18 protein-coding genes are annotated in these 22,364 nt (G+C 65.2%); 7 read left to right on the plus strand and 11 right to left on the minus strand.

Features of this window, described 5'->3' with window-relative positions; translation table 11 throughout:
• Positions 1-39 precede the first annotated feature (39 nt).
• From K0S66_RS02180 to groL, 3 genes are all read left to right on the plus strand, one after another.
• Positions 40-1,446 (plus strand): MATE family efflux transporter, encoded by a 1,407-nt coding sequence (locus tag K0S66_RS02180; RefSeq protein WP_301073457.1) that lies wholly within the window; start codon positions 40-42, stop codon positions 1,444-1,446.
• Between the two features lie 132 nt (positions 1,447-1,578).
• Entirely contained in the window at positions 1,579-1,866 is a 288-nt protein-coding gene (gene groES, locus K0S66_RS02185) for a co-chaperone GroES (RefSeq protein WP_301073458.1), read from the plus strand.
• A 56-nt stretch (positions 1,867-1,922) separates the two neighbouring features.
• Entirely contained in the window at positions 1,923-3,560 is a 1,638-nt protein-coding gene (groL, locus tag K0S66_RS02190; protein ID WP_301073459.1) for a chaperonin GroEL, read from the plus strand.
• 241 nt (positions 3,561-3,801) lie between these two features.
• On the opposite strand, the gene K0S66_RS02195 is transcribed toward groL, so the two are convergent.
• A complete protein-coding gene (locus K0S66_RS02195; protein WP_301073460.1) occupies positions 3,802-4,689 on the minus strand; it encodes an EamA family transporter in 888 nt (295 codons plus the stop codon).
• A gap of 144 nt (positions 4,690-4,833) precedes the next feature.
• On the opposite strand from K0S66_RS02195, the gene K0S66_RS02200 reads away from it, so the two are divergent.
• A complete protein-coding gene (locus K0S66_RS02200; RefSeq protein ID WP_301073461.1) occupies positions 4,834-6,615 on the plus strand; it encodes an ATP-binding cassette domain-containing protein in 1,782 nt (593 codons plus the stop codon).
• 25 nt (positions 6,616-6,640) lie between these two features.
• Here the strand turns inward: K0S66_RS02200 and K0S66_RS02205 are convergent, their stop codons facing one another.
• From K0S66_RS02205 to K0S66_RS02220, 4 genes are read right to left on the minus strand one after another with little or no spacing between them, the layout of a single operon-like run.
• Positions 6,641-7,447: an ATP-binding protein gene (locus tag K0S66_RS02205; protein ID WP_301073462.1), complete on the minus strand. Its 807-nt coding sequence runs from the start codon at positions 7,445-7,447 to the stop codon at positions 6,641-6,643.
• 49 nt (positions 7,448-7,496) lie between these two features.
• Entirely contained in the window at positions 7,497-9,614 is a 2,118-nt protein-coding gene (locus tag K0S66_RS02210) for a tetratricopeptide repeat protein (protein WP_301073463.1), read from the minus strand.
• Positions 9,607-11,007 (minus strand): PEP-CTERM-box response regulator transcription factor, encoded by a 1,401-nt coding sequence (gene prsR / locus K0S66_RS02215; RefSeq protein WP_301073464.1) that lies wholly within the window; start codon positions 11,005-11,007, stop codon positions 9,607-9,609. Before prsR ends, K0S66_RS02210 begins: the two co-directional genes overlap by 8 nt.
• Positions 11,004-12,392 (minus strand): TIGR03013 family XrtA/PEP-CTERM system glycosyltransferase, encoded by a 1,389-nt coding sequence (locus tag K0S66_RS02220; RefSeq protein WP_301073465.1) that lies wholly within the window; start codon positions 12,390-12,392, stop codon positions 11,004-11,006. The genes prsR and K0S66_RS02220 overlap by 4 nt, the downstream gene beginning before the upstream one ends.
• A gap of 197 nt (positions 12,393-12,589) precedes the next feature.
• On the opposite strand from K0S66_RS02220, the gene K0S66_RS02225 reads away from it, so the two are divergent.
• Positions 12,590-13,639: a mannose-1-phosphate guanylyltransferase/mannose-6-phosphate isomerase gene (locus K0S66_RS02225; protein ID WP_301073467.1), complete on the plus strand. Its 1,050-nt coding sequence runs from the start codon at positions 12,590-12,592 to the stop codon at positions 13,637-13,639.
• Positions 13,640-13,699: 60 nt separating this feature from the next.
• On the opposite strand, the gene K0S66_RS02230 is transcribed toward K0S66_RS02225, so the two are convergent.
• The 6 genes from K0S66_RS02230 to queF all read right to left on the minus strand — a co-directional run bounded on the left by K0S66_RS02230 (position 13,700) and on the right by queF (position 20,224).
• A complete protein-coding gene (locus K0S66_RS02230) occupies positions 13,700-14,056 on the minus strand; it encodes a GntR family transcriptional regulator (protein ID WP_301073468.1) in 357 nt (118 codons plus the stop codon).
• 102 nt (positions 14,057-14,158) lie between these two features.
• Complete coding sequence (locus K0S66_RS02235) at positions 14,159-15,445, minus strand: homoserine dehydrogenase (RefSeq protein WP_301073469.1); 1,287 nt, start codon at positions 15,443-15,445, stop codon at positions 14,159-14,161.
• 109 nt (positions 15,446-15,554) lie between these two features.
• Positions 15,555-15,845: a PspC domain-containing protein gene (locus K0S66_RS02240; protein ID WP_301073470.1), complete on the minus strand. Its 291-nt coding sequence runs from the start codon at positions 15,843-15,845 to the stop codon at positions 15,555-15,557.
• Positions 15,846-16,048: 203 nt separating this feature from the next.
• Entirely contained in the window at positions 16,049-17,332 is a 1,284-nt protein-coding gene (locus tag K0S66_RS02245) for a glycoside hydrolase family 130 protein (protein WP_301073471.1), read from the minus strand.
• A 55-nt stretch (positions 17,333-17,387) separates the two neighbouring features.
• Positions 17,388-19,655: a glycosyltransferase family 4 protein gene (locus tag K0S66_RS02250; RefSeq protein ID WP_301073472.1), complete on the minus strand. Its 2,268-nt coding sequence runs from the start codon at positions 19,653-19,655 to the stop codon at positions 17,388-17,390.
• A 125-nt stretch (positions 19,656-19,780) separates the two neighbouring features.
• On the minus strand, positions 19,781-20,224 hold the full coding sequence (gene queF / locus K0S66_RS02255) for a preQ(1) synthase (protein ID WP_301073473.1): 444 nt from the start codon (positions 20,222-20,224) through the stop codon (positions 19,781-19,783).
• 102 nt (positions 20,225-20,326) lie between these two features.
• On the opposite strand from queF, the gene K0S66_RS02260 reads away from it, so the two are divergent.
• Positions 20,327-21,163, plus strand: coding sequence for a sulfurtransferase (locus K0S66_RS02260; protein WP_301073474.1), 837 nt, complete (start codon positions 20,327-20,329; stop codon positions 21,161-21,163).
• On the plus strand, positions 21,160-22,353 hold the full coding sequence (gene metC / locus K0S66_RS02265; RefSeq protein WP_301073475.1) for a cystathionine beta-lyase: 1,194 nt from the start codon (positions 21,160-21,162) through the stop codon (positions 22,351-22,353). The genes K0S66_RS02260 and metC overlap by 4 nt, the downstream gene beginning before the upstream one ends.
• Positions 22,354-22,364: the final 11 nt, after the last annotated feature.

Raw genomic sequence — 22,364 nt, forward strand, 5'->3', positions numbered from 1 at the left:
CTTTCGCTTCACCACAAACCCGCCTAACGCGCGGTCATCATGGAGATCGCCGCCAATCCTCCGCTGACCGATACGCGTCCGGTGACCGACCGGGCCGAACTGTCGGCACTGGTCCGGCTGGCGGGGCCGCTGGTCGGGGCGAATCTGCTCCAGATGGCGGTCAGCGCGGTGGACGTGATCTTCGTCGCGCGGCTGGGCACCGTTGAGCTCGCCGCCGCCACGCTCGGCGTCTTCCTCTTCAACCTGTGCATGTATGCGCTGATCGGGCTGACCAGCGCAGCGGCCCCGCTGATCGCGGCCGAGCTTGGCCGCCGCCGCCACGCCGTGCGCGAGGTTCGCCGCAGTGTGCGCATGGCCTTCTGGGTCGGTGCGGCCGGCTGCGTCCCGGTGGTCCTCCTCCTCGCCAATGGCGAAACGGTGCTGCTGCTGTTCGGTCAGGATCCGGAGGTTTCGCGCCGCGCGGGCAGTTTTCTCGACATCATCCTGCTGGCCATTCCGATGGGCGTCGCCGCCGGGGTGATGCGCACCGCCGCCGCCGCGCTGGGCCGGCCCGGCTGGGCCTTCGTGGTGACGGGGCTGTCGCTCGGCGTCAGCATCCTGGCCAATTGGATGCTGGTGTTCGGCAATCTCGGCGCCCCCGCGCTCGGGCTGGAGGGGTCCGCCTGGGCCAGCGTCATCAGCCTGACTGCCATGGCGCTTGCCTATGTGGCGATCCTGCTCCTCGATCCGCGCCTTCGCCGTTACCGGCTGTTCGGCCGCTGGTGGGTCACCGAATGGTCGCGCTTTCGGGAGATCGTGCGGCTGGGCGTGCCGATCATGCTGACCTGGGTGTTCGAAGGCGCGCTGTTCGGTGGCGCCGCGATCCTGATGGGGTTGATCGGCGTGAACGAGGTGGCGGCGCATGCCGTCGCGCTGAACATCGCCGCCATTGCCTTCCAGGTGCCGTTCGGCATTGCCCAGGCGGCAACCATCCGCGTCGGCATGGCCTATGGCGCGGCCGATGCGGCATGGATCGCCCGGGCGGGGCGCGTCGCGCTCGTGCTCGGCATCGGCTTCATGGGCGTGACGGCGCTCGCGATCTGGCTGGCGCCTCGCCTGTTCGTCAGCGCCTATGTCGATGTCGATGCGCCGCAGAACGCGGTGGTTGTCGGCCTGGCCGTGAAGTTCCTCGCGGTGGCCGCGATGTTCCAGCTGGTCGACGGGGCGCAGGCGGTGGCCGCCGGCGTGCTGCGCGGCCTGCAGGATACGCGCGTACCGATGATCATCGCGCTTTTCGGCTATTGGGTGATCGGCTTCGGCACCTCGGGCCTGCTCGGCTTCTATTTCGGGCTGGACGGCGTCGGCATCTGGCTTGGGCTGGCCGTTGGCCTCCTCGCCGTCTCGATCCTGTTGCTGTGGCGTTGGCGCGCCCGTGAACGGCTTGGTCTGCTGCCACGCACCTCCTGACGAATTGTTCCAGAATTTTGTGCGCGTCCCCGTTGACGCTGCTCACCCTCAATCACATATCGCTGTCGCTGGCACTCGCATCAGGGGAGTGCCAACGAACTGTTATACTCCGCTCAAAGAGAGGGAATCCGCATGAACTTCCGTCCGCTGCACGACCGCGTGCTTGTGCGCCGCGTCGAGGCCGAGGAAAAGACCGCAGGCGGCATCATCATTCCGGACACCGCCAAGGAAAAGCCGCAGGAAGGCGAAGTCGTCGCCGCCGGTGCTGGCTCCAAGGCTGAGGATGGCAAGGTTACCCCGCTGGACGTCAAGGCCGGTGATCGCATCCTGTTCGGCAAGTGGTCGGGCACCGAGGTTAAGGTCAACGGTGAAGACCTGCTGATCATGAAGGAATCGGACATCCTCGGCATTCTCGCCTGAGCGATCCGCAACCTCTTCATATTTTACAACATTCGTTCATTTGAAAGGGTAGCCACATGGCAGCCAAGGACGTGAAATTCGGCCGTGACGCACGCGAGCGCATTCTGCGCGGCGTCGACATTCTCGCCGATGCAGTGAAGGTGACGCTTGGTCCGAAGGGCCGTAACGTCGTCATCGACAAGAGCTTCGGCGCACCGCGCATCACCAAGGACGGCGTCACCGTCGCCAAGGAGATCGAGCTCAAGGACAAGTTCGAGAACATGGGCGCCCAGATGGTGCGCGAAGTGGCCTCGAAGACCAACGACATCGCCGGTGACGGCACCACCACCGCGACCGTCCTCGCCCAGGCGATCGTTCGCGAGGGCATGAAGTCGGTGGCCGCCGGCATGAACCCGATGGATCTGAAGCGCGGCATCGACATCGCCGTGACCAAGGTGGTCGAGGACGTGAAGGCACGCTCGAAGCCGGTTTCGGGTTCGCAGGAAGTTGCCCAGGTCGGCATCATCTCCGCGAACGGCGACCGTGAAGTCGGCGAGAAGATCGCCGAGGCCATGGAAAAGGTCGGCAAGGAAGGCGTGATCACCGTCGAAGAGGCGAAGGGTCTCGAATTCGAGCTCGACGTCGTCGAGGGCATGCAGTTCGACCGCGGCTACCTGTCGCCGTACTTCATCACCAACCCGGAAAAGATGTCGGTCGAACTCACCGATCCGTACATCCTGATCCATGAGAAGAAGCTGTCGAACCTGCAGGCGATGCTCCCGATCCTGGAAGCAGTCGTTCAGTCGGGTCGTCCGCTGCTGATCATCGCCGAGGACATCGAGGGTGAGGCTTTGGCCACGCTCGTCGTGAACAAGCTGCGCGGTGGCCTGAAGGTCGCAGCGGTCAAGGCACCGGGCTTCGGCGATCGTCGCAAGGCGATGCTGGAAGACATCGCGATCCTGACCAAGGGCGAAGTCATCAGCGAGGATCTCGGCATCAAGCTCGAGACCGTCACGCTTGGCATGCTCGGCACCGCCAAGCGCGTCACGATCGACAAGGACAACACCACCATCGTCGATGGCGCTGGTGATGCCGAAGCGATCAAGGGCCGCACCGAGGCGATCCGTCAGCAGATCGAGGTCACGACCTCGGACTATGACCGTGAGAAGCTGCAGGAGCGTCTCGCCAAGCTTGCTGGCGGCGTCGCCGTGATCAAGGTCGGCGGTGCGACCGAGGTTGAGGTCAAGGAGCGCAAGGATCGCGTCGACGACGCGCTGCACGCGACCCGCGCTGCGGTTGAAGAGGGCATCGTCCCGGGTGGCGGCACGGCGCTGCTGTACGCGACCAAGGCTCTCGAGGGCCTGAAGGGTGCCAACGAGGACCAGACCCGCGGCATCGACATCGTTCGCAAGTCGCTGACGGCGCTGGTTCGCCAGATCGCTCAGAACGCTGGCCAGGACGGCGCGGTCGTTTCGGGCAAGCTGCTTGACCAGAATGACACGTCGTTCGGCTTCAACGCCGCAACCGACACCTATGAGAACCTGGTGCAGGCCGGCGTGATCGATCCGACCAAGGTCGTTCGTACCGCGCTCCAGAACGCCGCATCGGTGGCGGGTCTCCTCATCACCACCGAGGCGACCGTTTCCGAGCTGCCGGAAGACAAGCCCTCGATGCCGGCAATGCCGGGCGGCGGCATGGGCGGCATGGACTTCTGATTTCGGACCGGGGCAGCGAACGCTGCCCCGGACACGATATCGGATCCGCAGTGGCCCAGCCGCTGCGCCATTCGCAAAAAGAAAGGGGCCGGACGCACCATGCGTCCGGCCCCTTTCGTTGCGCGCGCCAGATGGATCGTCAGTGGTGGCCACGCCCGTGTGAAACGAGGCCGATGGCAGGCCGACGGCAGGCCGCCTGCATGCCGGCCGCGGCCGATCTTCTCCGCTAGCAGGCCGGCATTCAGGCTTGCTCCCGCTCCGCCAGCAGTGGGCTCGCCGCCTTCTGCCGCAACGCCACCACCAGCACCCCGGCCAGCGCCAGCATCGCTCCGGCGATCATCCGGCCATCCAATTTGTCCCCGGTCAGCATCACCCCGAAGGCGATGGTGAAAATCGGCGTCATCAGCGTCAGCGGCGCCAGCATATTGGCCTCATACCGCCGGATCAGCCCGTAATAACTGGTGTGCCCCAGTACGGAGACGACAAGCGCCGCGAACAGCACCGCGCCGACGAACGGCCACCCGACCGCCGCCGCGCTGCTCCACTGCCCTGTTTCGAAGAGCGCTGACGCGAGCGCCAGCGGCAGGAACGATACCAGGCCCACCCACGCCTGGAAGCGCAGCGGCGCGACATTCTCCACCTGCTTCATCAACACCGCCCCCAGCGAGCCGGTAAACGCCGCCCCCACGACGAACCACAGCCCGGTCGACAGCGCGATGCCGTTGGGATTCCACACCACCAGCAGCACGCCGGCCAGCGTCAGCGAAATGCCCAGCCCGCGCCGCCAATGGATCCGTTCGCCCAGCATCACAATCGACAGCAGCGTGGTGAACGGCACGCCGATCTGGATCACCACCGCGGCCGCTGAGGGGGAAGCTGTCTGCAAGCCGATGAAAAGAAGCGCGAAATTGCCCGCCCCCATCAGGATACCGATTGCCACGATCCGCCAGCGCGGTCGGGGCATCGGCAGCAACCACGGCAGCGTCACCGCGATCACCACGGCAAAGCGGATTGCGGCGAAGAACAGCGGCGGGATCGCCCAGTTACCGACGACGATCTTGCTGAGCACATTGCTGTAGCCCCAGACGAGACAGATCAGGACCAGCAGCAGGAAATCGCGAAGCTTCATGGGCATCTCCGTGGCAGAGCCGCCGGGGCCGCGCCAGTTCCTGCGTCGCTGGGCGCGATGATCCAGCCGGACATTGCCCGATAATCCATGCGCGGCGCGTCACGGCGCTTGGCGCATCGGCCCAGCCCGCCTATCTGGCGCCTCATGGCAGCCCCGATCCTTGCATATGAAAACCTCGGCCTCGTTCAGGGGGCCGGCTGGCTGTTCCGCCACCTCGACATCCACGTCGGTCCGCGGGACCGGCTGGCGCTGATCGGCCGTAACGGCGCCGGCAAGACGACATTGCTGAAGCTGATCGCGGGAACCGTCGACAGCGACGAGGGCAGCCGCATGATCGTCCCGGGCACACGGGTGGTCCTGCTGGAGCAGGATCCGGATCTCAGCGGCTTCGCCACGCTCGCGGACTATGTCCTGGCCGGCAGCGACGCGCCCCAGCATTTCGAGGCCGATGCCATCGCCGACCAGCTGGGCATCGATCTGTCGCGCGAAGCCGCCACCGCCTCGGGCGGCGAGCGCCGCCGCGCCGCCATCGTCAGGGCGCTGGCGCAGGACCCGGACGTGCTGCTGCTCGACGAGCCGACCAACCATCTCGACATCGGCGCGATCGAATGGCTGGAGGAGTGGCTGAACCGCTATCGCGGGGCATTCGTCGTGATCAGCCACGACCGTACGTTCCTGACACGGCTGACGAAGCAGACACTGTGGCTCGACCGCGGCAACCTTCGGCGGGCCGAGGTAGGCTTCGGCGGTTTCGACGCCTGGACCGAGCAGGTCTATGCCGAGGAACAGCGCGCCGCCGAGAAGCTCGACGCCAGGCTCAAGCTCGAGGAACATTGGCTGCTGCGCGGTGTCACCGGGCGCCGCCGCCGCAACCAGGGACGCTTGACCAAGCTCAAGGAAATGCGCGCCGCACGCGCTGCGATGATCGGCCCGCAGGGCGCTGCCGCGCTCGCCATGGGCCATGACGACAACAAGACGAAGGTCGTGATCGACGCGGAGCACGTCACCAAAGAATATGGCGGCCGCACAATCATCCGCGATTTCACTTTCCGGGTAACGCGCGGCGACCGGATCGGCATCGTCGGACGCAATGGCGCAGGCAAGACCACGCTGCTTCGCCTGCTGACCGGCGAACTCGCACCGGACACCGGCACGGTGAAGCTCGCCAAGACGCTGGACGGCATCATCATCGATCAGCAGCGCAAGCTGATGTCGCCCGAGAAAACGGTGCGCGAGGTGCTGGCGGACGGCGGCGACTGGATCGATGTGCTCGGTACCAAGAAGCACATTCACGGCTATCTCAAGGAATTCCTGTTTGATCCCAGCCTGACCGAGGCGAAGATCGCCTCGCTCTCCGGCGGTGAGCGCTCGCGCCTGTTGCTCGCGCGCGAATTCGCCCGCCATTCCAATCTTCTGGTGCTGGACGAGCCCACCAACGATCTCGATCTCGAAACGCTCGATCTGCTGCAGGAAGTGATCGGCGATTACGACGGCACGGTGCTGATCGTCAGCCACGATCGTGACTTCCTCGATCGTACGGTCACCGTCACGCTCGGTCTCGACGGGTCGGGCAAGGTCGACATTGTCGCCGGCGGCTATGAGGATTGGGAACGCCAGCGGGCGCCCCGCGCGGAGGCGAAAAAGGCCGCTGCGAAGGGCGCCAGTTCGCCTTCCACTCCCGCGCAGGCCAAGACCAAGCTGAGCTACAAGGACCAGCGCGACTACGATCAGCTGCCCAAGCGGATCGAGGCCTTGGACGCAGCGATTGCGCGCGATGAGGCATTGTTGGCCGATCCGACCCTCTACGCGCGCGATCCCGCCGCGTTCGACAGGCTCATGAAGGCGATCGCGGCAGCGCGCGACGAAAAGGACGCTGCCGAGCTGAGGTGGTTGGAACTCGCGGAGATGGCCGAAGCGCTCGCCTGATGCCGCGGCGAACCTGGTCGGTTACCTAGACCGCCTTGCCCGCGCGTCCAGCCAGATCGACCACATATTGCCACGCGACACGGCCCGAGCGGCTGCCGCGCCGGGCCGCCCAGAGCAGCGCGTCGGACGGATCGAAAGGCAGGTCATTCGCCGCGGCATAGGACCGCACGATCTCGAGATAGAGTGGCTGGTCGACGACGTGAAAGCCGAGGCTCAGGCCAAACCGGTCGGCGAGCGCGAGATGATCGTCGATCGAATCGCGCGGATTGATCGCGTTTTCCTGCTCGTGCACGTCGCGCGGGATCAGATGGCGGCGGTTCGAGGTGACGACGAGGCGCGAGTTGCCGGGCCGAGCCTCTGCCCCCCCTTCCAGCAGCGATCGTAACGCTCGGGCGTCCGAGGCTGCGTCAAATCCCAGATCGTCGACAAACAAGACGAAGGCGCGCGGCACCCCGGCTATGGAATCGAACAAGGCCGGAAGGCGGCCAAGTTGATCGGGTGCGACCTCGACCAGCGCGAGCGCCCCGCCTTGGGCCTGAACCTGCCCCACAGACGCTTTGACCAGTGCCGATTTGCCGGTGCCGCGGGCGCCCCATAACAGGGTGTCCTGTGCGGCATGGCCGGCGGCGAGACGCTCCATATTGGCCAACAAGGCGGCGCGCTGCGCATCGACGCCCAGGATCAACTCCAGCGGCAACGGCGCGAACGCACGCGCCGCCACCAGCCCGCCATCACGCCAGACATAGGCCGGATGCGCCAGCGCGTCCGCCGCCGGCTCCGGAGCCGGAGCGATGCGCTCAAGCGCGGCAGCGATACGGGCGATGTCGTCCATTGCCCTGCTGCTACGACCGGCCAAGCGCTCGCGCAACGCCGTCACAGCCTCAGCCGCCAATCGCTCGCAGCAGCGCCTCGGCCGGCGCACGCGGCTGGAAACGCGAGTCACCAAGAAGCGAGCGGATCGCGCGCTGCGCCGCCGCAGTCCGCCCTGCCTCCGCCAATGCCTGCGCTTCATGCCAGCGGATCGCGGGGTCGCCCGGCGCCAGCGCTACCGCCTTCGCCAGCAGTTGAAGCGCGCCTTCGATATTCCCGGTCTCGTACAATGCCCAGCCATAGGCGTCTGCGACACCAGGGTTCATCGGCAGCATGCCATAGGCTCGCCGGGCATATGCCAATCCGCTCTGCGGATCGCCTGCCTCGGTGTAGGCTTGGGCGAGTTGTGCCAGGACGAACGCATCACGCTGAGCACCCCCGCTCCGCAATTCTTCCAGCGTCGTCACGGCAGCGTCCCAGTCGCCGCTTGCAAGCTGCAGATTGCCGAGCAAGCGATAACCAAGAAGCGCGTGGGGGTTCTGTGACAGGTACAATGTCAGTGCCCCCGCCCCGTCGCGCGGACGGGCGGCGCGGACAGCCGCCTCTGACAAGCGAAGCAACGAGGGCCCGTCGAACCGCAGGTCCGCCGCAAGACGATAGCGTTCCAGCGCCGCGGACCACTGCCCGGTTGCCGCATGCACATCGCCTGCGAGCAATTGCGCGTCAGACGCGCCGCGTGACGCGTTGGCAACCACGTCCGCCGCCCGCTGCGCCGCCCCCGGTTCACCAGCTTCCAGCAGGCTGCGAACATTGGCTACCGCCAGCGCCGGATCGTCAGGCGCGCGCGCCACCGCGGCGGCGGCGGCTGCCGCGCCGAGGTCGCTGGCGAACGGCGATGGATCGCCGATCGCAGGCCGGTTGGCGCGATCAAGGAAGCGAGCGGCCCAATCCCGTTCTCCATTGGCCTCGAAGGCGCGAGCGACCAGCATCAGCGTATAACTGTCCGCGTCGGAGCGGAGCGCCATCGGTCGCAGCGTATCGAGCGCGCCCCGCACATCGCCGGTGCGCAACAACGATGCGCCGAGCAGTCGGCGGGCGACAAGGTTCATCGGCTGACGGCCAACGATCTCACGGAAGCTGACCACCGCCTGCTCATACGCGCCATCTGCATAGGCCAGCAGCCCTGCGAGCAGCACGACGCCCGGAATGTCGATCCCGTCGTCACCCGTCTTTGCAAGCATCGCCCTCGCGAGGTCACGCTTGCCCGCCCGAGCGGCAAGCACCGCCTGAAGATACAGCGCCGGAACGCTGCCGGGCCGGGTCGCCAGCGCCTTTCTGCTCGCGTCCAGCATGATGCCATATTGACCCGCGTCCCCGGCCGTCGCCGCATATTCAATCAGCGCGGGATAGTAATATGCGTCGCTCTCCAGCGCGCGTGCGAACCACGGCAAGGCGGCGACCAGCCCATATCGGCTTCGGATCACCTGCCCCGCGACGACGACGGCGCCGAGATTTGTCGGGTCGACGGCGAGCGCGGAGCGTGCGGCAACTTCGGCGCCCAGCACGTCGCCCGCCTCCATGCGAAGCCGTGCCAAATCGCCATTGGCCCGGCTGTTGCGCGGATCAGCGTTGACGAGGCCGGTCAGTTGCGCCGTTGCGCCGGCAAGATCGCCCTTGGCCGCTAGCGCAAGGGCACGCACCCGCCGTGCTTCGGCGGCCATCGGTCCAGCGGCGCGGCTGGCGGTGGCGAGCGCGCGGTCGGGGTCACCTTGGAGCAGAAAGGCTTCGGCCAGCAGGGGGTTGATCCGTGCCGCAGGCAGACCGGCAGCGACAGCGCGATTGAGCGCCGCCTCCGCAGCAGAGCCATCCTCCATCAGCAGGTTCACGCGCCCAAGGAGGACATTTGCGCGCGCGGGATCATCGGTGCCGACAGCGGCAATCAGCGCGTGGTTTCGTGCCGCACTGTAATTGCCTCGCGCGAGTGCCGCCACGCCCTCCTCATACGCGCGGGCAGGATCAGGCGCGCTGGCGCGCCGGGCAAGGATCACGATTCCCCCCAGCACCAACGCAGCAAGTACCAACACCGCCAGCAACCGGAGCGGCATCCGACGGGCGTGATCCGGGCCGCGCTGGGTCGATCGCCGACGACGGCGGCGCAGCAGGGGATAGCGGGCGCTCAGATCATGCATGCAGATCGTAACTCTTGAGCAGATCGTAGAGCGTTGGGCGACTGACGCCCAGCAGCCGTGCGGTCTGCGAGATGTTTCCGTCGGTGCGGGCAAGCGCACGGTGAATGGCGCGGCGATCGGCCGCCTCGCGCGCCGCGCGCAGGCTGACCGGGCGATCATCGCCGTTCGTCAAATCCAGATCGGTTGCGATAATCAGGCGGGCATCCGCCATGATGACGGCGCGCTTCACCCGGTTCTCCAGCTCGCGCACGTTGCCTGGCCACGTATGGGCATCGATCGCTGCGATCGCATCCGCCGCCAAACCGCGCACCACAGGGTTCATCGAGGGCGCGAACTGGGCAACGAAATGCCGTGCGAGCAGCACCGCGTCACCGGGTCGCTGGCTCAGCGGCGGGATTGGCACGACGACCTGCGCCAGTCGGTAATAGAGGTCTTCGCGGAACTGGCCATGGGCGACCATCTGATCGATATCGCGATGCGTGGCGCAGACGATCCGTGTATCGACCACGATCTGGCGGCGTCCGCCGATCCGCTCGATGGCATGTTCCTGCAGGAAGCGAAGCAGCTTCACCTGAAGCGCGAGCGGCACGTCGCCTATCTCGTCCAGGAACAAGGTCCCGCCCGCCGCCTGTTCGATCTTGCCCGGCGTCGTCCTGATCGCGCCGGTAAACGCGCCCTTCTCGTGCCCGAACAGCTCACTTTCCAGCAAAGTATCCGGGATCGCGGCGCAATTGATCGCGACAAAGGCACCGCGCGCGCGCGGTGAGGCGGCGTGCAGGTGGAGTGCGAGCAACTCCTTGCCCGTGCCACTTGCCCCCGAGAGCAGGACCGACACGTCGGCCCGCGCGACACGGCCGACCGTGCGAAGAACCTGCGTCATTTCCGGTGCAGCAGTGATCAGCCCGCCGACGGATACCGGGGCGTCGCTGTCCACAGATCTGCTGGCTTCGACCTCCAGTTCGTGGACACGAAAGGCGCGCGCGACGATCAGGCCGAGCGCGGCGGCGTCGATTGGCGGATGATAGACATCCCATGCGCCCGCCGCGATCGCGTCGCGTGCCACGCCGCGAGCGTCGGGCGGGCATAGAAGGATGATCTTGAGCGCCGGGTGAGGTCGCAGCAGTGCCGCAATGATCCCCGGCCCTGCTCCCCCGTCAGTCGCCGCCACAAGGAACCCGCTGTCGATGATCACGACCCCGGCGTTCGTTGAGCCTGCCAGTTCGATCAGGCGTTCGCTGTCCGCAGCGATTTGGATCGGCCAGCGGGCGAAGGCAACGCCAGCCTCGTCGAGCAGTGCCCGATTACTGCTGGCGAGCAGAAGGACGGGCTGATCGTCGTGATGAGCCGGAACCGCCAACGCGGTTTCCGCGGCCTCCGCATAAGCGCGGGTCACCGAGCACCTGACGGCCAGAGCACCACGCGGAGCGTCTGAAGCAGGATGAGCATGTCGAGGAACGGCGAATAGTTCTTGGCGTAGTACAGATCGTATTCGAGCTTGTGACGCGCATCCTCGATCGATGCGCCGTAGGGATAGTTGATCTGCGCCCAGCCGGTAATGCCGGGCTTCACCATGTGACGTTCGGCATAATAGGGAAGCTGCTGTTCCAGCTCTTCGACGAACTGCGGGCGTTCGGGGCGCGGCCCGACGAAGCTCATCTCGCCCTTCAACACGCTCCAGCATTGCGGCAGTTCGTCGATCCGGACCTTGCGGATGAACCGCCCGATGCGGGTGACGCGCGGATCACGCTCCTGCGCCCAGACCGGCTGGCCCGCGACCTCCGCGTCCTGCCGCATCGAACGCAGCTTCGGAATGTCGAACGGCTCATTATAGAGGCCGACCCTGCGCTGACGATAAAAGGCAGGGCCACGGCTCTCCAACCGGATCGCGATGGCGGTGATGAGGATCAACGGCCCAGCGACGAGCAGCAACAAGGAGCTGACCACGATATCGAACGCCCGCTTGGCGACCCCGGAGAGCATCCGCCCCGAAGCGAAGCCGTCCGAAAAGATCAGCCAAGACGGGTTAAGGCTCGCCAGATCGATCCGCCCCGTCTCCCGCTCCAGAAAGGTCGAATAATCGCTCACGTGGACACCCGTCGTTTTCACGCGCAGCAAATCCTTGAGCGGAAGGGCGTTGCGCCGTTCCTCGATCGCAAGCACCACCTCCGTCGCGCGCCGCTCCACGACAAAGCCGGCGAGGTTCGCGATGTCGCTGCGCGACACGGCTCCTTCGACTTCCGGGGCGGCCTCACTCATCGCGACCACTCCGCCAATGACGAAGCTGGCGCCATTAGCCTGCGCCAACCGCTGCAGACGCGCCGCCCGCGTGCCGGCACCAAGCACCACCACCCGGCGGCGAAAGCGCTCGCCGCCCAGCAGTCGTCCAAAAAGCAGGCGGGCGATGATCAGCCCGGCAATCGCAAACAGCATCGCGTAGAAGAGGCTGGACCGCCAGAACGTGACCGACGGCATGAAGAAATAGAGCAGGCTGAGGAAAATCACCCCGACGCAAACCGCGACGATCAACCGCATCACCGCCTGGCGGACGGAAACCAGGACATCGGCGTGATAAGCGCCAACCGCCAGCATCGCGACTGAAAGCGGCACGGCGAACGCAAACAGCTCCGGTACCCGCGTGTAAATCGGTTCTGGCACCATCTCCAGCTGCGCGGCACGTACCAGCCAGCCAAGCTCCGCCGCGCACAGCAGGATGATGAAATCGATCAGCCCGACCAGCGCCACCGCATTCGGCACATAGTGTTTGAAAATCCTGATCATCGCCTGCGCCTGCCTGGTCGGTGTAAGGAAATCCGACAGGCTCGTGTCGCAGCAAATGACAAAGAAAGGCTGAATGCGAAAGCGTGGATCGTTTTTGCGCTATGCGCATTGAAACGCCTGGGGGAACTTCAACTTACCGTGCGTCGGCGATGCCCCCTGTCGGCCGACTTTCACCATCTGCAAAGGAGCCAGCGCGCATGTCGCCAATCGTTCCCGTTATCCTGTCGGGCGGGTCGGGCACGCGCTTATGGCCGATGTCCACATCGGAACGGCCCAAGCAGATGCTACCGCTGACCGCTGACCAGACGATGCTCCAGCTGACTGCGATGCGCGCCGTGGGCGACCGGTTCGAAGCGCCGATCGTCGTTGCCAATGCCCGGCACGTAGAGATGATCGATGCTCAATTGGCAGCGGTTGGCTGCCGCCCGCAGGCAGTGATCCTAGAGCCACTGGGCCGCAATACGGCGCCGGCGATCGCGCTGGCCGCGCTTTGCGCCAGCGATGCCGCAGCCCCGCTGCTGGTAATGCCGTCAGATCATGTGATTCACGACGTTGATGCCTTTCACGCCGCGATCGAAGCGGCACGACCACTGGTCGAAGAAGGCTGGCTGGTGACGTTCGGCATCACGCCAGACTCACCTGAGACCGGCTATGGCTACATCAAGGTCGGGGAAATGGTCGCCGATCGCGTCCATCGCGTCGATCGGTTTGTGGAGAAGCCGCCGCGCGATGCAGCCGAAGCAATGCTCGAGTCGGGCGACCATGTCTGGAACGGGGGCATCTTCCTCTTTAGGGCCGACGCCTATCTCGATGCCCTCGCCCGGTTCGAACCGGCAATGCTGGACGCGGTACGGCGCTCTGTCGCGGACGGGGAGCGTTCCGGTTCATACACCCGCCCGGCCGCCCTCGCCTTCTCCGAAGCACCCAATCAGTCGATCGATTATGCCGTCATGGAGAAGTCGGATCAGGTCGCAGTCGTTCCCGTCACCATGGGCTGGAACGATGTCGGCAGCTGGGATGCTTTGCACTCCATCAGCGCGCGCGACGATTCGGAGAACGCCATTCGCGGCGAAGTGATCGCGCTCGACTCGACCAATTGTCTGGTGCGTAGCGATGGCGCGCGGATCGCGATGGTGGGGGTGAAGGACCTGATCGTAGTTGCGTCAGGCAATGACATATTGATCCTGCCTCGGGGCCGCAGCCAGGAGGTCAAGTCGCTCCTCGACGCCATGCAGAATAGGGCGTGAGAGGTAGGCGCTGATCATCGTCCAACCGCTTGCCTGCGAGAGGAGTCCGACTTTACCTGGTCAGACTTCCTCGCCGGCAAGCAAGGCTGCCGTATCCAGATCCAGCAACTCGATATAGGCGCGGATTCGGGGCCATTGCTGCGTCACGAACATGTCGCGCTCTGCGATGCGAAGCCGCTCCGCAGCGCCCGGCAGAACAAACATTCCCACCCCGCGCCGCACCTCGACATAGCCGGCGTCCTGAAACGACTGATAGGCCTTCGCGACCGTCAGCGGATTGGCGCCATGTTCCGCCGCAAGCGCGCGAACCGAGGGCAGCTGATCCCCCGCCCGATAGTCGCCGCGAAGGATTCCGGCGGCGATCGTGCCACGGAGCCGAATATAGACCGGGCTGTCTTCGTTACTCAGCGCTGTCATGCTGCCTTAATACAGCAAAAGAGCTGGAAGATCGAGCCTTATCGGACATGATCCCGGCGGGGCCGCTTCCACACCGCCTCGCCGCTTCCGCACAGGCCGGACTCAGTCGAGAATGTGCATCCACAAAGGCTCGCCAGCGAGGCTTTGCGATCCACGCAGTCGCTCCAGCGCGGCCTCGATATGGGACCCCGGCGCTTCATGAGTGACGATCACGACTAACGCTGTGCCCTCTACCGGCACGGCACGTTGAATCAGGCTCTCGATCGAAACGCCGGCGTCGCGCATCGCCGCCGCGATTTCGGCGAGCACGCCGATCCGGTCGGCCACGGCGAAACGCAGATAGGCCCGGCCGCGCTGCGCACCGGCCGCTGCCGGGGCAATTTCGGCCAGCGACGCCACTGGCATGGCGTAAGGTGGTCCAAATTCGCCGCGCGCGATGTCGATCAGATCGGCAACCACGGCGCTGGCCGTCGGACCATCGCCCGCGCCCGCGCCCTGGAACAGCAGCCTGCCGACGAAATTACCTTCCGCCACAACTGCGTTGGTGGATCCCGTAACGTGCGCCAGTGGATGATCGTGGGGGACGAGATGCGCGTGAACGCGCTGGAACAGACCGTTCGCATCGGCATGTGCCATGCCAACCAGTCGCACACGATAGCCTAGCGCCTGCGCCTCGGCGACGTCGGCCGCGGTCACGTTCCGGATGCCGCCAATCGCAACGTCGCCGAAGGCCGGACGCGTTCCGAACGCAATCGACGACAGGATCGACAGCTTGTGCGCGGCATCAACGCCATCAATGTCGAAGGACGGGTCTGACTCGGCAAAGCCCAGCGCTTGCGCCTCCGCCAGAACCTCGGCGAAGTCACGGCCCTCCTGCTCCATCTTGGTGAGGATGAAATTGCAGGTGCCGTTGAGAATGCCATAGACCCGCGCGACTGCATTGGCTGCGACACCTTCGCGCAGTCCCTTGATAACGGGAATGCCGCCGGCCACCGCGGCCTCGAACTTCAAGGGGACGCGGGCGGCCTCCGCCATCTCGGCCAGTTCGATACCGTGATGAGCCAGCATCGCCTTGTTCGCAGTCACGAAACCCTTGCCGCCGGCGAGGGTAGCGCGCGCCAACGCCAACGCCGGGCCGTCAGCGCCACCGACCAGCTCGACCACTACATCGGCATCGCACCGCGCGAGCGCGGTCGTGTCGTCGACCCATTCATAGCCGCTGACATCGACGCCGCGATCCTTGGTCCGATCGCGCGCGGAGACGGCGACGATCTCGATCGGGCGGCCGGCACGACGGGCGATCAACTCGCGATTGGTCTCCAGCACCCGGATGACCCCGCCCCCCACGGTACCCAATCCTGCCAAAGCCACCCGCAACGCCGTCGTCATGACCCACCTCTTTCAACAAGGCGCCGGGCCTAAGCGGTCCACGCGGCCCTGTCGACCGTCGGCAGGGGTTTGGTGTCAGCGGGACGCTTTCGTGCGCAGGCGTGGCGGATCAGGCGGCCTTCGCGAAGACCTGTTCCGCTTGGCGTTCCGGCTGGGGCTCACTCACGTCGACCAGCGCCTGCGGTGCGGCGGCCCGCTGCGGGCGAATGACGATACGCGAGATCAACACAGCGGCGCCGAGCGCCAGATACAAGGTGACGATGGCGACCGGTTGAAGCACGAAGGCCGCCCCCAGCGCGAGACGGAGCCACAGGGGATTGAAGCCGAAGTCTTCGCCCAGCGCATTGCAGATGCCGAGCAGATTGTCCTTCGAAGTGGCGCGCGGCGAGGTGTCGGTCATCGTGGTTGCTCCGGTACATGTGCAGGCTAGGGGCCTGATTGACCGAGCGCTTTGCAGCCATCGTGCCAACTATGATTATGGCTGAATATCAGCGACTTGGGCTCAACGAGCTTTGAACAGCCCGCCTTTTTACATGGGAATTGGCGCTGACAGATGGCGTGGAGCGCCAACTCATGACTGGCGCCCCAGCTTTCCGATGACGCCTACATCAGTTCGAGAAGCTTCTCGATCTCAACAAAGGCGAAGCCCACCGAGCTGTCAGCGATCCCGTACGGGATAAACAGCTTGTCGCCGTGCCGCATAGCGCCGCAGGTATAGACAACGTTGGGTACATAGCCCTCACGGTCCTGGTCGGCCGCGGCAAGGATCGGCTCGCGCGTCCGGCCGATCACCTTCGACGGATCGTTCTTGTCGAGCAATGCCGCGCCGATCGAGTATTTGCGCATCGCGCCCACCCCGTGGGTGAGCAGGAGCCATCCCTCATCCACCTCGATCGGCGGACCGCAATTGCCGATTTGCACGAGCTCCCACGGGAAAACCGGCGTCAGGATAAGTTCGCCATCGTCCCAGTGATCCAGACGGTCCGAGCGCAGCAGGTACAGATTCTCGCCGTCCTGCCGTCCGATCGACAAATATTCGCCGTTCACGGTCCGCGGAAAAAGCGCGATCCCCTTGTTGCGCGCGGCGCTGCCGGTCATCGGCACCAGGTCGAACGCGCGGAAATCCCGCGTCCGCATCAGCTCGGACTGGATTCGGGCGCCATTATAGGCGGTGTAGGTGCCCAGCCACTCACCCGAACCATCATCATGGGTGAAATGCACAAGGCGAAGGTCCTCGAGGCCCTTCGACTGCGCCTCGGTGATCGGAAAGATGACCGTCCCGGACAGCGTCGAATCGCGATCGCGATGGACGGTCACGACGCCGCTCGGCATTTCGGGGCCATCAATTCCATAGCCGTCGGCGGCCGTGGCGAAGGGCGGCTCCGGTGCGAGAATCAGTTCATTCTCGTCCGTGATGATGCCTTCGCGAAACGCGACGGAAGAGATGTGGCCTTCCCCGACGGCACGAAGGCTCATGAGGATGCGCTGCGATCCCTCCGGCATGCCGGACTGATCGTAATGAGGTACCGCGCTCGGGTTCATCAGCGCCGCCGCGGCGTAGCTGTATTCGTGACAGAAATATGCGCCGATCAGCTGACGCTTTTCGTCTCCCAGCGCGCTGTCATCGATCCCGTGGATCTCTGCGATCTCGCGATAGCGGGTCATGAACACCCGCCGCGTCTGCCAGTGCCGCGCCTCGAAATCCTTGAGGACGAGGCTGAGCTGCTCACCAGCCTGAACCGCTGTCATCGCCAGCACTTCGTCGATCATGCGCTGGGCGCGGCTTTGGCCCTGCCCGTTCAAAGCGGTGCTGGAGATATGGAACGGGCGTACCACGACGCGCGACGGATCGGCATGCAGCCGGAGCCGATGATTGTACAAGTCCAAAGGAAAAGGCCTCGCGTTGCGGTCCGTGGGCGACGCGCCGTGTGGAAGCGGTGACTTAAGCGACGGCGCGGCCTGTCCCTGCCACGCCTTGGGTCACCTTTGAAAGCCCCGAAATTGCACAACTCGACAGTTGCAGCGCCAAAATCGACTCTGCGCCCTGGTTGCGGTTGAGCCCGGTGGGCATCAGGCCGTCGAAGCACCCGCCGTCGTGAACCGAGGCGAGCGGGAGATCGAGATCGTTGTGGCCGAGATACCAGCCATAAGCGCGCTCAGCCTCTGCGCGCCACTTCTCGTCACCAGTTACGCCATACGCCGCACAGCAAGCCTCGATGGTGGCCTGCGCCTCAAGCGGCTGCTGATCGAACGGCAACGGCGGGGCGTACGGCCTGCCGAAGCTCTCCGAGCCCACGGCGCGGAACCGGCCCTCGGGATTCTTCTGCTGCGAAATGATCCAGTCGAGCGTCTCCAGCCCGGTCTCGACCACATCGCGCCGCCCCAGCGCCTTACCCGCGCGGATCAGCGCCTCCGGCAGACGGGCGTTGTCATAAGCCAGCACGACCTCGAACCACACCCAGTCGGGACGGCGAGCCGTATCGAGGAGCGCCATATGCTCATCCGGAAAGCGCGACAGGATCGCATGGGCAAGCTGATGCCCGGGCGACGCCTCCAGCATCGCCGCCGCGCCTAGCATCGCAAACGACTGCGCACGCGGGCTGCCCAGCTCGAACGCCAGACTGGCGGTCATGTCGAACATCATCGTCGCCCAGTCGCGATGCTTCCGCGTACGGGCATCGCGCGCCGTGACGCCAAGCGCCCAGAGGGCGCGACCGTTCGAATCCTCCGACCCGGTATCCTCACACCATGTCCGGTCGAAGTTCATGAAATTTCGGAAACGGCGCTTCTGCGGGTTCCACGCATATTGGACGAACGACGCATAGACCGTCATCCATTTGTCGCGCGTGACGTCGTCGAGCTTCTCGATCGCGCTCATCAGGATCAGCGCGCGCGCATTGTCATCGATGCAATAGCCGTGGCGCCGATCGGGCACCGAATAGATCGAATGCTGCAGCATGCCGGTCGAATCACTCATGCGCTCAACCGCGGCGATATCGGGCGCCAGCGGCTTTATCGGCGACGGCGCGCCGATCCGCTGTGGTCGCCCCTCGATGATGGCCGCGATCTCATTCATCGCCCGCTCGGCCACACGCGACCAGGTCATCGTGCGGCCGCGATCATAGGCGCGCTGCGACAGCCGCGTACGATTGCGCTCGCTACCCAGCAGATTGTTGATCTCGCGCGCGAACGCAGCGACGTCGCGAAAATCGACCAGCACGCCATGGCCGTCCGCCAGGATCTCCGTCGCATGGACGTAAGGGGTCGAGATCACTGCCTTCCCCACACCCACGGCGTAGGACAGCGTCCCGCTCGTGATCTGCGCCGGGTTCAGATAGGGCGTCACATACAGATCCGCCGCCTGGAGATAGTCGATCAGTTCGTCATGTTCGACGAAAGCATCGATGAAGGCGACATTGTCGCGAACACCCTTCTCTGCTGCCAAATCGAGCAGCGAATCGCGATACTTCTCGCCTTCATGCGCAACGAGGTTCGGGTGCGTCGCGCCCAGCACCACGTACATCGCATCGGGATGCTGCGCGACGACGTCGGGCATCGCCTCGATCACCGTTTCGATGCCCTTGCCCGGCGCGAGCAAGCCGAAGGTCAGGATGATCTTGTGCCCTTCCCAGCCGAACCGCGGCTTGAAGGCATCAGGGTCGGCAAATTCGCGGTCGGGCACGCCGTGCGGAATGGTGACGATCGCGCGCGGATTGGCGCCATAGACACGGGTCAGGATTTCCTGCCCCCGCTCGGCCATGACGATCACCTTGGAGGCGCGGCGCAGCAGCCCTTCCATGACCGAACGTTCGTCCGCACTCGGCTTTTCCAGCACGGTGTGCAGAGTCACGATCAGCGGCAGCGTGGTACGGTCGAGCAGCGCCAGGATATGCTCGCCAGCCGCGCCGCCATAGATGCCGTATTCGTGCTGCAGCCAGATCGCCTGCGCGCCAGATTCCTCGATCTTGCGCGCCGTATCCATATAGGCCGACCGATCCTGCTGCGGGATCGTGCTCGTGACGGCAGGCGGATAGTCATACCGTCCGACGTGATCGTCCATCGCATAAACGTCGACGGCCAGGTCCGGGAACCGGCTGGCCATCGCGTTGTACGTATCAGTGGTGAAAGTCGCCAAGCCGCACTTGCGCGGCAGGAAGTTACCGATGAGGGCAATGCGCTTGATGCCGTCCAGTGCGACCGCCTGATTCATCCTGGTGTGCCTTCGCTGGTGAAAAGACGCCCTGTTCACAAAGCGTTCAACCAGCGATAACGGGCGAACCGCCGCTTGGTTGCGCTTTATGTTGCATTGCAAGATGAGTTGTTGGGTGCCTCAGATTAGCCGCGGCCGCGGTACGACGGCACCCCCTGTTCCGGCACCCAGACCTCCGCCGGCGGCGCACCAGTCTGCCAGAAAACGTCGATCGGGATGCCACCACGCGGATACCAATAGCCGCCGATACGCAGCCACACCGGGCTCATCTCGGCCACCAGACGCGCCCCGATGCCGACCGTACAATCCTCGTGAAACGCCGCATGGTTGCGGAAGCTGCCCAGGAACAGCTTCAGCGACTTCGATTCGACAATCGTCTCACCCGGCACGTAATCGATCACCAGATGCGCGAAATCTGGTTGTGCAGTGACCGGGCAGAGCGAGGTAAATTCCGGCGCAACAAACCGCACCAGGTAATTGCGACCCGGGCGCGGATTGGGAACATAGTCGAGCACCGCTTCTTCCGGGGACTGCGGGAGCGGAGTGGCCTTGCCGAGATGAAGTGTCATGCCGCGCGAGATAGTCGCACCGACGCGTCGGCGCCAGTTGCAGGAAAACACCGGCGCCCCCTGTTTCTTCGACTTCACGCAGGCGGAGGGTAAAGAGACGACATGGACGCATTAGTTTCAACCGAATGGCTCGCGGACGCGATCGGGGATCCCGACCTGAGGATCGCCGATTGCACGTGGTTCCTCCCCGGCGAGGGCCGCGATGCCGCCGCGGAATATGCGCACGGGCACATCCCCGGCGCGATATTCATGGACCTCGCAGAGATCGTCGACACCGATGCCGACGCCCCCATGATGCTGCCACCACGCGAGAAGTTCGTCAGCCGGCTGTCGCGGCTGGGTCTCGGCGATGGCACGCGGATCATCCTGTACGATCAATCGCCGCATCACACGGCGGCGCGCGGCTGGGCGATGCTGCGCAGCTTCGGGATTACCGACGTGGCGCTGCTGGACGGCGGACTGGCCAAGTGGCGCGCAGAGGGAAAGCCGCTCGTCGGTGATGCCACCCCGCCGAAGGCGCGCCACCTCACCCCGCCATCGCAGGGAGCGTTGATCCGAACCCTGGCGGAAATGAAGCAGATCCTCGCTGAGGGGAGCGAACAGATCGTCGACGCGCGATCGCCCAGCCGTTTCGCAGGCGCCGAGCCGGAGCCTCGCCCCGGCGTGGAGCCGGGACACATCCCGGGGTCGACCAACCTGCACTACCCGCGCTTCTTCCACGACGACGGCACGTGGAAGCAGGGCGCCGAACTGGCGCAGGTCTTCGCCGAGACGGGCATCGATCTGGACCAGCCGATCGTAGCCACCTGCGGCTCGGGCGTCACGGCATCGGTCATCGCCTTTGCGGGCCATCTGCTCGGACGCGAGATCCCGATCTATGACGGCAGCTGGTCTGAGTGGGGCGCTGACCCGACGACGCCGAAGGAAACCGGCCGATGAGTGACGACAAGCCCGTTGGTGACGCGACGCGGGTCGTCGGCGCCGGCCGCCGTCCCGAATGGACGCAGGGCGTGGTCAACACGCCGGTGTGGCGTGCATCGACTCACCTGTACGACACGGTTGGTGACTTGCGCGCAGCAGGCGGCCGGGACACGCATCACCGCCTGTTCTACGGCCGCAAAGGCGCGCCGACCCAATGGAGTCTGGCCGAGGCCCTGACCGAACTGGAGCCAGGCGCGGAAGCGACGTTCCTGTACCCATCGGGCGTTGCCGCCATCGCTGCGGCGCTGATGTCGGTCCTGTCGCCGGGTGACGAGCTGCTGCTAACCGATTCGGCCTATGATCCCACCCGTTCGATGGCCAACGGCTTGCTGAAGCGGTTCGGCATCAGCACGCGATTCTACGATCCGCTCGTCGGCGCCGGCATCGCTGACCTCATCGGTGACAAGACGCGCGCCATTTTCATGGAAAGTCCCGGCAGCCTGACGTTTGAGGTGCAGGACGTTCCCGCCATCGTCGCGGCCGCAAAGGCCCGCGGGGTGACAACGCTGCTAGACAACACGTGGGCAACGCCGCTGCATTTCCGCGCACTCGAACATGGCGTCGACCTTTCGATTCTGGCCTGCACCAAATATGTGGTTGGTCATTCCGACGTCATGCTCGGCAGCGTGACGGCTAGCCCCACGCACTGGCGCAAGCTGCGGGAAACCAGCTTCCAGCTGGGGCAGGTCGTCAGCCCCGACGATGCGTGGTTGGGGTCACGCGGCCTTCGCACCATGGCCGTTCGCCTCGCCCACCATCAGGCCAGCGCGCTAAAGATCGCGCATTGGCTGGAGAGCCGCCCAGAGGTGGACAGGGTGCTTCACCCTGCGTTGCCTTCATGCCCGGGCTACGCCCTGTTTGCGCGCGACTTCCGCGGATCGAGCGGGCTGTTTTCGTTCGTGCTTGCCGGCGGTGACGAGTCCGCACGCGCTGCCCTCATCGACGGCCTGCAGCATTTCGGCATCGGCTATTCGTGGGGCGGGTTTGAAAGCCTCGCGATTCCCGTCGATCCGGCCAACTATCGCACGGCGACACGGCCCGACTTTGCCGGGCCGCTCGTCCGCTTGCAGATAGGGCTGGAGGACAGCGACGATCTGATCGCCGATCTGGCCGCGGGATTGGAGCGTTTCGCCGCCGCGCGGGGCTGACCCCGCTGGCG

The sequence above is a fragment of the Sphingomonas sp. genome (genome assembly GCF_029239295.1).
Classification (GTDB): Bacteria; Pseudomonadota; Alphaproteobacteria; order Sphingomonadales; family Sphingomonadaceae; genus Sphingomonas.